Raw genomic sequence first — 13,234 nt, 5'->3', positions numbered from 1 at the left:
CTGTTGTTTCTTCTATGAATGCCGTTGTTTCTTCTTTTCCCGTTCCCGAAGCTGTTGACGTGATCGACCAGCTGGTGGGCATTGCGCCCGGCAGCGCGCTCGATCGACTGCGTGCGCAGCGCGAGCAGGCGCGCACGCAGGCACAGCAGAGTTATCTCGCGCTGTTCGCGCCGGTTGAACCCGTGGCCGGTCACTTCGAGATCGCGGATCGTTTCGCCATAGCGGCCTTCGTCGCTGGATTGCACAAGCAGCCCGACGTGGCGCGCTTTTATGCCGAGGCCTTGGCGGGGCAGGGCGTGGCGCAGGCCATCGAGGCGGAGGTCGCACGCGGTGCTGCCCAAGGGCCGTATGGCCGTTATCCGGAAGGTCCGCTGAGCGTGGAAGACGCGGACGGCCCGGTCTACGCCGTCGATGCGGCGCAGCGCGCGGTGCTCGGCGAGCGGCTGTCGGCCGGCCTCGCGCATGCGCACCTGCTGGTCTTCCACCCGCGCGACGCCAGCCCGGCGGCACTTCAGGCGCTGCTCGACGCGGGATGGCGCACCACGGAGATCGTCACCTTGTCGCAGCTGGTGGCGTTCCTCGCGTTCCAGATCCGCGTCGTCATCGGCCTGCGCGCGCTGGCCATCCCTTCTGCATGAGCGCCCCATGAGCAAAGAATCGACCCTGACCCATCCCCACAACACGCATCCGCGCAGCTTCACGCAGGCGCAGCTCGAATGGTTGCCCTGGCTCGAACCGCTGCCCGAGGACGAACTGACCGAGCGCCACTACGCGGGCCTCGTCGATGCGTCGCGCGCCAAGTCACCGTACTTCCGCCTGCTGGCGCGCGACCCCGACATCCTCGGCGCGCGCACGCGCACCGACAAGGACATCTTCTACAACCCCGACGCCGGCCTGCCGCGCGCCGAGCGCGAGCTCTCGGCCGCCGCGGCCTCGCGCTTCAACGGCTGCATCTACTGCGCTTCGGTGCACGCGCGCTTCGCCTCGCATTTCTCGCAGCGCGCGGACGACGTGCAGCGCCTGCTCGACGAGGGCGTGCAGGCCGAGCTGGGCGCGCGCTGGAATGCGATCGTGCAGGCGTCGGTCGCGCTGTCGGGCACACCGTCGACCTTCGGGCCCGCGCACGTCGACGCCTTGCGCGCGCAGGGGCTGGACGACCTGGCGATTGCCGACGTCGTGCACGGCGCGGCCTTCTTCAACTGGGCCAACCGCCTGATGCTCTCGCTGGGCGAACCGCAGGCGCCTGCGGCCGCGTAGGCCCGCGCGGCCGCGCGCAGATTTGTTGCGGCGGCAAGTGAGCGGGATCACAGTCGGGCGTGCGGCGTGCCCGTGGGTCGGCACGATGACCCGCATGCACACCGACGCTCCTGGGTACGCAACGACACGCCACGGCCGCGCGCCCGCGCCCGGGCCGTCTTTCGGCAATCCCTTCATCCGCTGCCGATGCGGACTGGCCGGGCTGGAGCGCATCCACCGACGGTCGTGGATGAAGTTTCTGCCCGGCCTGCGCTTCTATCGCTGCAGCAGTTGCGGCAAGCCGCAGCTGGCGCCGAAGCGCGCGGTGCGCGACGCGGTCATTGCGCACAGGAGCGAGCAACAGAACCAGCGCTAGCTAGCGGCTTTTCTTTCCGGGGTCAGTCAGCATCCCATTCAGCAGCAGGTCGATGGTCTGCTCGGTGTGCTGCGCGGCCTGCTCGGGGCTCATCGGATCGACGTCGTAGAGCCGCTTGATCAGGTGCATGGACGACTGCACCGAGGTCAGCAGGCTCGTCATCATGACGCTCGCGTAGGCGCGCGGGTAGGGCTTGATCAGGCCTTCCGCCTGGCATTCGGCGAGCAGCGCGTCGAGCAGTTCGTGGAACGGCCGCATGTAGTGCTCGATGATCCAGTCCAGCCGCGGCCCGGCCTGCGCCACCTCGCGCAGCACCAGCGAATGCGCGGCGGGGTGCAGCACGTTGATGATGGCGAACACCCGCAGCGCGCTGCGCAGCTTGGTGAGCGCATCGGCCGTGTCCTCGTCGACCTGCATCGCGTCGATGGACGCCATCGCCTCGGTGTAGGTGCTCTCCACCACGGCGCGCCACAAGCCTTCCTTGCCGCCGAAGTGGTAGTTGAGCAGCGGCTGCTTCACGTCCGCGCGCCGTGCAATGGCGAGCACCGACGTGCCCTCGAAACCCTTCTCGGAGAACTCGACGATGGCCGCGTCCATGAGGCGCTGCCGGCCTGAGGTGTCGGCCGCAGGTTCCGTGGCCTCGGTGCGGGCAGGGGCGGGGGTGCGCTTCGGGGCGGTCTTGCCCGTGGGAGTCTTCATGGATGGCGTGCGCCGGCGGGCCGTGGCTGGTTGACGATGGCCGCATTGTCCAACAGTCGCGCGCACCGGTCGGCCGGCCGATGTGTGTGACTTATATAAGTATAAACACGCATCTTGCATTGACTTATATTTGTATAAATTCGCGTGCATGGCAGCCGTTGGTGCTGCCGAAGGTCGAGAGAGCCACAGATGCACGTGTTGGAAGTTCCCGTTTTGATCGTCGGTGCCGGGCCCGTCGGGCTCACGATGGCGGCCCTGCTGGCCGACCAGGGCATTGCGTCGCTGCTCGTCGAGCAGCGCGACGGTCTGCACCAGGCGCCGCAGGCGCATGTCATCAGCGCGAGGACGCGCGAAATCCTGGCCAGCCTGGGCATTGCCGACGAGGCGCTGGCGCGCGTGACCACGCCGCCGGCCGATGCGCGCTACGTGACCTGGCGGCGCAACCTCGCCGAGGAAGACATCGCGCGCATCGAGATCGGCGGCGAGGCGCGCTTCGTGCAGCTCGATTCGGTGAGCGGCAAGCGCAGCGCGAACGTGCCGCAGCACCACCTCGAGCGCGTGCTGTTCGACGCGCTCGCCGGCCGCACCCACTGCGAGACGCGCTTCGGCCAGACCTGGCGCGGGGCGGAAGAAGAGGGCGACTGCGTCGTCTCGCACATCGAGGACGCGGCGAGCGGCGAGGTCTATGCCGTGCGCAGCCAGTGGCTGCTGGCGGCCGACGGTGCGAGCAGTTCCGTGCGGCGGGGCGCAGGCATCGCGATGGCCGGCGACACGAACCTGGCCCACATGGTCACGGTCAACTTCGAGGCCGACCTGCGCCCGCTTGTGAAGGACAGCCCGTCGATCCTGTTCTGGACCCTGTCCGCGAAGGCGCCCGGCACCTTCATCGTCCACGACGCGGCGCGCTACGCGGTGTTCATGACGCCGTACTTCCCGCCGCACGAGCAGCCCGCGGACTTCCCGGTCGCCCGCTGCGAGCGCATGCTGCGCGCGGCGCTGGGCACGGCCGAGGTGCCGTTTCGCATCACCTCGCTGTCGCACTGGACCATGCAGGCGCACGTGGCCGACCGCTATCGCCAGGGCCGCACCTTGCTGGTCGGCGATGCGGCGCACCGCTTTCCGCCCACGGGCGGGCTGGGGCTCAACACGGGCATCGCGGACGCGCACAACCTGGCCTGGAAGCTGGCGCTGGTCATGCAAGGCCGTGCGGATGCGGGCCTGATCGACACCTACGGTGCGGAGCGCCGCCCGGTCGCTGTGGCGAACTGCGAGGCCAGCGTGAAGAACTTCCACAAGATGCGCGAGGTCACCGCGGCCATGGGCATTGACGACCGCCGCCTGCCGCTGCTGGGGCGCGTGCGTTCGAGTGCGCCGGCGCGTGCGTTGCCGGGCGTGGTGCGCTCGGCGCTCGGTGGCCTGTTCGTGGCACCGGTCGAATGGCGCACGCGCCGCATCGCGAAGGCTGCGTCCGTGCGCTGCGCGGCCATCCGGCAGCAGGTGCAGCGCGCCGCCGAAAGCCAGATGGCGCACTTCAGCACGGTGGGTCTCGACCTGGGCCATGCCTACCGGGGAGCGGCCGTGTGCGGCGACGGCACGACCGCGCCGGTTGCGCCAGACCCCGTGCGGGACGTGTGCCAGTCGCTCACGCCCGGCGCGCGCTGGCCGCACTTTCACCTCGCCCCCGATGCCGGCGTTGCGTACCGCACCAGCTCGCACGAGCTTCTGAGGCCCGGGCACTTTCTCCTGGCGGGCATGGGCCGCCACGGCGCGGCCTGCGAACGGCTGGTGGCGTCGCTGGGCCTGGCCGTCGTGGGCGTGAACCTGGACCTCGCCGCCTCGCACAAGGCGCTCGCGCAGCTGATCGCCTGGAACGAAGGCCGGGCCGACGCCACGCTCCTGGTGCGGCCCGACGGCCACATCGCCTGGCGCAGCACCACGCCGCAACCGCCGAGCCCGAGCGATGTGGCGGCGGTGCTGCGCGCCATCCTGCAGATCAACCTTTCCCAACCAACCCCTCGACCCCAAGGACATGCAATGACGAACCCCATGGACCGCTTTCCCCTTCCTTCGCCCGACCCGCAGGCGAGGTCGCCGCGCAAGCTCGCGCACGTCGTGCTGGCGACTCGCCGCTTCGACGAATCGATCCGCTGGTGGAGCGTGGTGCTCGGTGCGCGCACGATGTTCCGCAACGAGATGCTGTGCTTCCTGAGCTACGACGACGAGCACCACCGCGTGGCGCTGATCAACGCGCCCACGCACAGCGCCGGACAGGCCCAGACCGCGGGCGTGGACCACGTCGCCTTCACCTACGGCACGCTCGACGACCTGCTGCACACCTACGCGCGGCTCAAGGGCCACGACATGCAGCCGGTGTGGAGCATCAACCACGGGCCGACCACCTCGCTGTACTACCTCGATCCCGAGGGCGTGAAGGTCGAGCTGCAGGTCGACAACTTCGAGAGCGCGGCCGAACTGGACGCGTGGTTCCGCGCCGGCGATTTCGCCACGAACCCGATCGGCGTGGAGTTCGATCCCGAGGTGCTGCTCGCACAGCATCGCGCGGCCTGACGCGCACGCAAGGAGAACCACCCCATGCGCCTGTGCACTTTCTCGACCGATGCGTTCTCGCGGCACGTCGGCCTCGCCTTGCCGGACCAGCGGCTGCTCGACGTCAGCGCCGCGTTGCCCGGCGATCCGCGCTTTGCCACGTTGCTGGACGTGATCCAGCATGAAGACGACACGCTGCCGATGCTGCGGGTATTGCTCGCTTCGACGCAGATGCCGCAAGGCTGCCTGCATGACCTGAAGGACGTGCGGATCGAGCTGCCTTACCAACCACCGCAGATCCGCTGCTTCAGCGTGTACGAACAGCACCTGAAGAATGCCTTCCGGCAGGTCGCCGCGAACGTCTCGCCGGCGGCCGGCGCGCCGGCGTGGGCGATGCAGATTCCGGCCGCCTTCTACGAGACACCCGTCTACTACAAGGGCGTGCGGCTCAACCTGTCCGGCCCGGGTGCATCGGTGCAGCGGCCCGCGCCGGGCACGATGCTCGACTACGAGGCCGAACTGGCCGTGGTGGTCGGGCGCGGCGGCAAGAACATCGCGGCGTCCGCGGCCATGGCGCATGTCTTCGGCTACGTCGTCTTCAACGATTTCTCCGAGCGCGCGCAGCTCATGAAGGAACTGCGCAGCGGCGTGGGCACCGGGCCGGCGAAGGGCAAGGACTTCGACGGCAGCAACAGCCTGGGGCCGTGGATCGTCACGGCCGACGAGATCGCCGATCCGCACGCGCTCGACGTGACGGTGCGCGTGAATGGCCAGCTGCGCGGGCAGGGCAGCACCTCGGGCATGACGCACCGCATCGATCGCATCCTGAGCTTCGCGTCGCAGAACGAGACGCTGCATGCGGGCGAGCTGCTGGCCACGGGCTGCGTGCCCGAGTGCGCGGGCGTCGAGCACTGGCGCTTCCTCGACGACGGCGACCGCGTGGAAGTCGAGATCGCGGGGCTCGGCGTGCTGGAGAACACCGTCATCGCCGCCTGATCGCCTGCACGCTCAAAGAAAACAACAACGGAGACAACGATGACAACGACATGGCGGACCCTGGTGTCCGCGGCGGCGCTGTGCCCGGCGCTAGCCGCGGCCGACAACGGCTACTTCCAGATTGGCTACGGCGCGGAGGCGCGCGGCCTCGCGGGCGCAGCGGTCGCATCGACCCGCGACGCCTTCGGCGGCGCGAGCAACCCCGCCACCACGGTGTGGGTCGGCGACCGGATGGAAGGCAACTTCATCGCCACGCGCGGCGACACGCAGATGGTGCGCACGGCGAACATGCTGCCGCCCACCGCCGGCTTGCTCGACACGCGCACCGACAGCCTCGGCCGCTGGGAGCCGCTGGCCGAACTGGCGATCAGCCGCGTGATCGCGCCGGGGCTGTCGGCAGGCCTCGTGGCCTACAGCAACGGCGCCGGCACCTACTTTCCCGCCGACAGTACGCCGTGTCCGTCGCCCGGCGGCGCGGTGCAGCGGGCGAACGCGGCCTGCGGCACCGGGCGCAGCATCACGACGATCAAGCAGCTGACGGTGGCGCCCACGGTGTCGAAGCAGCTGGGCGAGCGCTGGTCGGTGGGCGCCTCGCTGCTGCTCACGGCGCAGCAGTTCAAGGCCGAGGGCGTGCAGCCGCTGGCACCCCAGTCGGCGGCGCCGCAGCACCTGAGCAACCAGGGCGTGGCCTCGTCGTTCGGCGTGGGCTTTCGCATCGGGGCGTACTGGCGCGCGAGCGACACGCTGAGCCTGGGCGCTGCATGGTCGCCGCGCACGCGCATGGGCCGCATCAAGGCCTACGAGGGCTTGCTGGCCGACCATGGCCGGCTCGATGTGCCGATGAACCTGCTCGTCGGGCTGCAGTGGTCGCCGACCGAAGCGCTGTCGGTGCTGCTGGACTACCAGCGCATCGGCTATGCGGGCGTGGCAGGGCTGGGCAACCGGCCCTTCGATGGTTCGGTGCTGCGTGGTGCGGCGGGTGGCCCGGGCAATGGCTGGAAGGACATGAACGTCGTCAAGCTCGGCGTGCGCTACCAGGCCACGCCGGCCCTGCGCCTGTCCGCGGGCGTGTCGGCGAACAGCGCCGCCTATGCGGACGCGGCCACCAGCGACAACCTCAATTCGCCGTCCACGTTCCGCCGGCACTTCACGCTGGGGCTGGGCTATGCGAGCTCGGCGCGCACCGAGTGGTCGGTCTTCTATTCGCTGGCGCCGGCGCACCGCACGAGCGGACCTTCGGCGCTTGCCGCTGCCGTGGGCGCACAGCTGAGCGGCGTGTCGAACCCCTGGGGCCGCGAGAGCCTGGCCACGCGCCAGCAGAGCCTCGGCGTGCAGTACGCGGTGCGTTTCTAGGAGGCCGGGCTCAGGCGTCGTCGTCCGACGTCTTCGCCTGCAACTGCTGCTGGCGTTCGGCAATCGCCATGTCGCGCGCCACCTCGTAGCCGAGCGTGCGCACCGAGAACGAGCGGCTCACGCTGCCCTTGCCCGCCGAGTAGGTGATCGCCACCCAGTAGCCGGGATGGCCCGCGCGCGGCGTCTTGAATTGCACGCCGCTGACGCCGCTTGTGTTGTTGCGTCGCACGATCTCCGACTTCGAGCGCTTGGGCGGCAGCGCCGCTTCGTCGTCGGGCGGCGGGCGCCGGCGGATGGCTTCTTCGGCGGGGTGCAGCCGCGCGAGGCCGACCATGCGGCCGAGCTGGCGTTGCCGCTCGCCGATGGCATGCGCGCGGGCCGCGGGCCCCCAGTCGGCCAGGTCGAATTCGGCGCGCAGGATTTCCTCGTTGCCGAGGTAGGTCTTGGCCAGCCAGGCCACCGGCTTGCCTTGCGCGGACAAGCGGCTGAAGACGCCGGGCTCGCCCGTCTTGTTGTTGCTGCGCAGGGTCTGCGCGCGGTCCTTGCGCGCGACCGGCGGATGCTCCTTCACTATGGTGTCGCGCCAGGCCTGGGCGCGTCGCAGCGCCTGCTGGGGGCCGCCGTAGCTGGCGTGGCCGAAGAGGCGCGCGTAGCGCACGCCGTTTCGCACGAGCGACACCTCGAAGCCCCAGGGGCGGGGCGAAATGCCATACATGTCGACGGGGTTCGGAATTCCTTTGGGCATCGTCGGTGCTGTCCTTGTGTCAGGGCCGATGAAGGCGGCGTGTCATGGCGCTTCGGGGCTGTCGCCGTTCCAGGCGCAGAGTTCGTCGGAGAGCTCGTGGGCGTCCGGCGGCAGGCTGCCGAAATCGGTCGAGGCGAAGGTCGGCGGCACGTGCACGCCCTGGTCGTCGCGGCGCACCAGCCCGCGGCTTTCCATGTCGCGCATGGTCTTGTTGACGACCTCGCGCGAGAGCCCCGAGTACGACGCGATCACCGCCTGCGTGATGCGCTTGTCGTAGCCGCCGGTGGCGGCCGGCGCCAGCTGCGTCAGCTCGTGCAGCACGCGGCTCACGAGGCTTTCGGACGACAGCGACGAGATGCGGCGCAGCTGCCCACGCACCATGGCGACGCGCTTCATCGCGATCTCCAGCAGGCCCATGGTCACCTCGGGGTACAGCGCGCACAGCCGGCGCACCGCGGCCACCGGCAGGTGGTAGACGGACGAGGGCAGGGCGGCCACCAGCGTCGAGGTGGCCTGGTAGCTGTTCTCGCCCAGCGAGGGGCCGAGAAAGAAATCGCCCCGGCGGATGAAGTCGGTCGTCACGTCCCTGTCGACCGCGCGCAGCAGGCCCGTGGCCACGCAGTAGATGCGGTCGGTGTGCGTGTCCGCCTGCAGCACGATCTCGTTGCGCCGGTAGGAATGCAGCGCGCTGCTGCGAATCAAGGCGGCGCGCTCGTCGGGCGGCACGCTGGCGATCAGGGGATGGAGATACATGGCCAAGGGGGTTGCGAGACCATCGGCGGTTCGTTCTCATGGGCGAATCCACGGGCGGCGGTCAAGGAACAGGACGGTGCGGCGCCCCCGGGGCGACTCGCCATCGGGCGCCCCTTCGCCGGGCCGGGCTGCGACGGGCTGAAGACGGCAAGGCCATCTCAGCCGGGCTGGAGCTGCGCGAACAGCGTGTCGATCCGGGCCCGTTCCTCGGCGCCTCGCAGACAGCGCTCGCGCAGCCACAGGGCATCTCCCTGTCGCGCAATGCGCAGGTCGTACACGTGCTCGATGTCGTCCACCACGACGTCGCTCGCAGGCCGCACCCTGGCCGTGGGCGCGGGATGCGGTTGTGCGGCCCACAGCGCCAGTTCGATCTCGGCCGGGCTCATCGGCCCGCTGTCGCGCAGTGCGATCCAGTCGGCATGCAACTGCGGCTGCGCGGCGATGCCCTTCACGAGGATCGGCTCGCGCCCGAGCGCGGCCAGCAGGTCGTCCAGCTGCGCGTGGCGGGTTCGCAGCAGAAAGCAGTCGTCGCGCAGGCAGCTCAGGTCGGTGTCGCCCGACGGCGGGAAGGCCGCGAGGAGTCGGCGCCGGATCTCGCGGCTCACGCCCGCCGCCACCTCCGGGCCGTCGGTGTCGGCCAGTTGCGCCAGGTTGGCGATGAAGACCAGCGCACACACCCGGTCCGCCGGCGGCGGGGGAGAAGCAGGCCGCACCACTTCGGCATCGCGGCGCAGCGCCGGCAGGCAGGACGCCAGCGCTGCGCGCCATCGCGTGCCGAAAGGTTCGAGTTCCGTGAAAAACAAGGCAGCCATTTCATCCCCAGTAGAGAGAGTTCCGGTTGACGTTCGATCCGAAGGAATGCTACGAATCGCGCCCTTCTTTGACATTCGCTTTCGCGGCGCGGATGTGTCGCGAGTCACATCCGGATGCAATTGCCCGCCGCGAGCGCCGGCCGAAGGGCGAAGCGGGCCCGGACCGGCTCGCCGACCGGCGATCGGCAAGGCCTGGAACCGTGGCTTGCGCCATTGGGCGCGGTGCGTCATCCCCCCGAACACCCGGGCTGTTATCTCTGTTATCGTTTGTAAAAATTATCCGAGGTCCACGCGGACCTGTCAGGAAAAAATCGGGAGTTCCCGTTCGTGACCCGCGGCTTCTGGCGTGGCGCCGGCTGCATGGAGGAAGAGGGGCGTGCCGCATGTCCGACACCGACAGTCGCATCCAGCGCTTTCACACCGGCATGGTGTCGCGCAAAGACGGGTTCGCCTTCTGGGCCGACGAGATCGGCCCGCACGTGGGGCGGCTGGACAGCCCTGAGCGCAGCCACTTCCAGCAGGAACTCACCATCGTCGACACGGCCGGGATGGCCTTCATGCGCGTGCACGGCAGCGGCGCGACCATCGAGCGCACGGGCCCGAGCCAGCTCATGGGCGCCGAGGTCTATCCCTATCACCTGCTGATCAAGCTCGACGGCGGCCTGGCCATCAGCGAGCAGCGCCAGCGCATCGAACTGGCTGCGGGCGACATGGTCCTGATCGACTCCTGGCAGCCGCTGCGCCTGCGCTCGACCGAGGCCACCAACTCTTGGACGCTGGGCCTGTCGGAAGCGGTGGTGAACCGCTGGCTGCCGCATGCGGACCAGTCCACCGACCTGCGGCTGGCCGGCGCCAAGGGCTGGGCCGGGATGCTGTCGGGCTACCTGCGGGCGCTGGACGTCGAGCACCTGTGCAGCATCCAGAGCCCCGCGCAGCGCCAGCTGCTCGGTGAGCACCTGATGTCGATGCTGTCGTTCTCGCTGGAACAGAACGGGCTGAGGGCGCAGCCGGGCGCGCTGGGCGAGCGCGTGTCGCCGCGCGACGGCGACCTGCACGCCCGCATGCGGGCCTGGATTCGCGAGCACCACGCCGACACCGAGATCGACGCGCAGAAGCTGGCCGCCAGCTTCAACGTGTCGGTGCGCTACGTGCACAAGGTGTTCGCCAAGGCCGGTCGTGGCATGACCTTTCTCGAGACCCTGCAGAACGACCGGCTCGAGGCCGCGGCCCGCATGCTGCGCAGTCCCGAGGGCGCGCGCAGGTTCGTCGCCCAGGTCGCCTACGACTGCGGCTTCGCGGACCCGGCCTATTTCGGCCTGGTCTTCCGCAAGAAGTACGGCTGCACGCCGCGCACCTTTGCCCTGCAGCAGGGGCAGGCCGCGGCAGACGGCACGCTGCTCGTCAGCTGACCGGCGCGCCGCCGGCCCGGCCGCCCTGACCGGTGGATGGGTGCATGGCGTGTCCGCCGTGCCCGATCCTCATATTTCTGTTCTCTTCATTCATACCTGTGAAATTTATTTGGGAATAGATTCACTTCCCAAGGAATTGCGCCGGCTGGAAATGCATTCGTAAAAAAATGCGTCTGCCTTCAACAATTCAGAGCAATTTATTCCTGAAGGGTTGAATGATGAAAGTCGATTTCCCCGCCAACGGGGCAAAAATAGAAGTTTGTGACGCCACGGTGTGCAAGGTAATTTTCAATGTTTGAGCAAAACTCCCCGCACATTGCAGTGTTGGACCCCTCTCCCCGAACGCGGTGGCACGCCAGTCGTGCCGTCAAGATGCTGGGTTATACGCCCGTCGCATTTGCGCATGTCGACGAATTGATTTCGCTGGTGGCGCCAAGCGGTAATTTCGAGGCGCTGCTGCTTTCAATTCCGTCGGCGCCCGACGACGTGCAAAAACTCGTGGGCCAGGTGCGTGAAACGCTGCGCTACCACACGCCATTGATCATGAGCGCGCGCAAGCGGCAGATCCGCGGGTTGTCGCTGTTGCACGCCGGCCCCGACGACGCCGTGCTGCCGGAGCCGTCGACCTTCGAGGAGATGTACTTCATGCTCGAATTCTTCCTGCGCCAGCGCAATCGGCCGGTGGTGCCGCGCAGCCTCGACTGGCAGGAATTCAGCCTGTTGTCGCCGTTCGACATGGTCGACGTGGCCGGCACCGAGATTCGCCTGACGCCGATCGAATTCGACCTCGCGGCCGAATTCTTCCGCCACATGAACCGGCCGCTGGACCGGGAGCACCTGGAAATGATCGGCTGGCAAAGCGGTGTGGCCGCCGGTTCGCGCACGTTGGACGCCAACGTGTCGAAGCTGCGCCGCAAGCTCGGGTTGTATGTCGACCAGCCGCACGGCCTGTCGTTGCACGCGGTGTGGGGCATGGGCTATCAATTGAGCCAGCTGGGCAAGCGCGAGGCGCCCGGCACCTGGACGTTCCCGGCGGATTTCCGGGTGGCGTCGGCCGCGCCGTCGCAGCTGTCGACCTGAGCTGCGATTCAGCGCGCGGGTGGCTGTTGCGGCTGCGCCAGCACCCAGCGCGCGAGCACCTGCGCGTCGGCCTCCGACACCAGCGACTGGCGCGGCATGATCACGCGGCCCCAGGTGCCGACGCTGCCGTTGCGGATCTTGTCGGCCAGGCGCGCCGGTGCGGCGGCGTCGCCCCGGTAGCGCTCGGCGATCTGCGCGAACCCCGGCCCGACCTGCTTGTGCACCAGGCCATGGCAGGCCATGCAGGCGTTCTTGCGGGCCAGGTCGACAGCGGAAAGTTGCGGCTGCTGGGCTGCGGCACCGAAGGATGCGGTGGCGAGTGCGATCGAGAGAAAGTGGGGAGCGGAAAGCCGGGGAATACAGGGCATGGAGGGGAAACCGGGGAGGGGTGAAAACTGTACCTTGCCCTGTCGCAGACCCCGGATCGCCGCCCGAATGCCCCGTCTGGAGGTCGTCTCTCATTCGCGACAAGTCGATTCAAAAGTAACTATATGTATGGTTAAATCCCTCGCAACTACCGCGAAGAGGACGAGGGATTCCCATGAAGCTGCCGCTCAGCATTGCATTGGCCACCGTGGTTCTGGCCGGATGCGCCAGCGCACCGCCGCCCGGGCCCGGCCAGGGCACCGGCATGTCGTACGTGCCGATGGTGGCCATGGAAGGCGTGGACAAGGTGCGCTACGACAGCGACGTGGCCGACTGCCGCACGGCCGCCACCCGCATCACCGCGCGCAGCGAATCGGGTGACGCCATGTGGGCCGCGCTGGGCCTGGGCCTGATCACGGTGCATGGCCAGGGCATCGTCGCCGCGGCCTCGTACACCGGCATCAGCGCCGCCGTCATCGACTGGAACACCCGCCCCAGCAGCGCGCTGATCGCCGAGCACCAGCAGATCGCCATCGTCCATTGCATGGCCAAGCGCGGCTACCGCAACCTCGACCCGAACGTGCAGGACACGTTCTACGGCAACACTTTCAACCCCGTGCTCGCGCTCAAGCCGCGCCGCACCGGCATCGACACCTACAACGTCGAGCGCCTGGCCAAGGCCGGCCGCTGCAACGTGCAGCCGCGCGCCGAGCTGACGGCCAAGGGCCCGGGCTACGAGAGCTACAGCGTGCCGTGCACCACCGGTGTGGCCTGGGCCGTGCGCTGCGAGTTCGGCAACTGCCGCGTGCTGGCGCAGACGCCGATGCGCCCCACGGCGCCCGTGCGCCGCTCCTGAGCCGGA

The 13,234-nt window shown here is 68.9% G+C and carries 14 protein-coding genes; 9 read left to right on the top strand and 5 right to left on the bottom strand.

From position 1 onward, the window contains the following. The first annotated feature begins 14 nt into the window (after positions 1-14). The 3 genes from AC07OX_RS20425 (at position 15) to AC07OX_RS20415 (ending at position 1,612) form a co-directional block, all read left to right on the top strand. Positions 15-638, top strand: a complete 624-nt coding sequence (locus AC07OX_RS20425; protein WP_495261684.1) for a CMD domain protein — start codon at positions 15-17, stop codon at positions 636-638. Between the two features lie 7 nt (positions 639-645). After that, entirely contained in the window at positions 646-1,257 is a 612-nt protein-coding gene (locus AC07OX_RS20420; RefSeq protein WP_495261683.1) for an alkylhydroperoxidase domain protein, read from the top strand. A 94-nt stretch (positions 1,258-1,351) separates the two neighbouring features. Next, positions 1,352-1,612 (top strand): hypothetical protein, encoded by a 261-nt coding sequence (locus AC07OX_RS20415; protein ID WP_495261682.1) that lies wholly within the window; start codon positions 1,352-1,354, stop codon positions 1,610-1,612. Here AC07OX_RS20415 and AC07OX_RS20410 read toward each other — a convergent pair whose 3' ends face one another. Beyond that, a complete protein-coding gene (locus AC07OX_RS20410) occupies positions 1,613-2,311 on the bottom strand; it encodes a TetR/AcrR family transcriptional regulator (RefSeq protein WP_495261681.1) in 699 nt (232 codons plus the stop codon). Positions 2,312-2,509: 198 nt separating this feature from the next. Here AC07OX_RS20410 and AC07OX_RS20405 point away from each other — a divergent pair, with 198 nt between their 5' ends. Genes AC07OX_RS20405 through AC07OX_RS20395 form a run of 3 tightly spaced genes read left to right on the top strand, consistent with a single transcriptional unit; the run spans position 2,510 to position 7,207 of the window. Beyond that, a complete protein-coding gene (locus AC07OX_RS20405; protein ID WP_495261680.1) occupies positions 2,510-4,879 on the top strand; it encodes an FAD-dependent monooxygenase in 2,370 nt (789 codons plus the stop codon). Positions 4,880-4,903: 24 nt separating this feature from the next. Further along, on the top strand, positions 4,904-5,854 hold the full coding sequence (locus AC07OX_RS20400; RefSeq protein WP_495261679.1) for a fumarylacetoacetate hydrolase family protein: 951 nt from the start codon (positions 4,904-4,906) through the stop codon (positions 5,852-5,854). A gap of 39 nt (positions 5,855-5,893) precedes the next feature. Then, entirely contained in the window at positions 5,894-7,207 is a 1,314-nt protein-coding gene (locus AC07OX_RS20395; RefSeq protein WP_495261678.1) for an OmpP1/FadL family transporter, read from the top strand. Between the two features lie 10 nt (positions 7,208-7,217). Here the strand turns inward: AC07OX_RS20395 and AC07OX_RS20390 are convergent, their stop codons facing one another. The 3 genes from AC07OX_RS20390 to AC07OX_RS20380 all read right to left on the bottom strand — a co-directional run bounded on the left by AC07OX_RS20390 (position 7,218) and on the right by AC07OX_RS20380 (position 9,517). After that, on the bottom strand, positions 7,218-7,952 hold the full coding sequence (locus tag AC07OX_RS20390) for an AP2 domain-containing protein (RefSeq protein ID WP_495261677.1): 735 nt from the start codon (positions 7,950-7,952) through the stop codon (positions 7,218-7,220). Between the two features lie 42 nt (positions 7,953-7,994). Further along, positions 7,995-8,705: a Crp/Fnr family transcriptional regulator gene (locus tag AC07OX_RS20385; RefSeq protein WP_095745057.1), complete on the bottom strand. Its 711-nt coding sequence runs from the start codon at positions 8,703-8,705 to the stop codon at positions 7,995-7,997. A gap of 158 nt (positions 8,706-8,863) precedes the next feature. Then, positions 8,864-9,517 (bottom strand): hypothetical protein, encoded by a 654-nt coding sequence (locus AC07OX_RS20380; RefSeq protein ID WP_495261676.1) that lies wholly within the window; start codon positions 9,515-9,517, stop codon positions 8,864-8,866. A 383-nt stretch (positions 9,518-9,900) separates the two neighbouring features. Here AC07OX_RS20380 and AC07OX_RS20375 point away from each other — a divergent pair, with 383 nt between their 5' ends. Next, positions 9,901-10,926 carry an AraC family transcriptional regulator gene (locus AC07OX_RS20375; protein WP_157755034.1) on the top strand — a complete coding sequence of 342 codons (1,026 nt, stop codon included), beginning with the start codon at positions 9,901-9,903 and terminating at the stop codon, positions 10,924-10,926. A 291-nt stretch (positions 10,927-11,217) separates the two neighbouring features. Next, on the top strand, positions 11,218-12,006 hold the full coding sequence (locus AC07OX_RS20370) for a winged helix-turn-helix transcriptional regulator (RefSeq protein WP_495261675.1): 789 nt from the start codon (positions 11,218-11,220) through the stop codon (positions 12,004-12,006). A gap of 8 nt (positions 12,007-12,014) precedes the next feature. On the opposite strand, the gene AC07OX_RS20365 is transcribed toward AC07OX_RS20370, so the two are convergent. Then, positions 12,015-12,374 (bottom strand): c-type cytochrome, encoded by a 360-nt coding sequence (locus AC07OX_RS20365; protein WP_495261674.1) that lies wholly within the window; start codon positions 12,372-12,374, stop codon positions 12,015-12,017. 173 nt (positions 12,375-12,547) lie between these two features. Between AC07OX_RS20365 and AC07OX_RS20360 the strand changes: the two genes are divergently transcribed. Beyond that, entirely contained in the window at positions 12,548-13,228 is a 681-nt protein-coding gene (locus tag AC07OX_RS20360) for a hypothetical protein (protein WP_062481152.1), read from the top strand. Positions 13,229-13,234 lie beyond the last annotated feature (6 nt).

Source organism: Variovorax sp. GW821-FHT09D07 (genome assembly GCF_059416345.1).
This window is presented reverse-complemented; position numbering and strand designations above follow the sequence as displayed.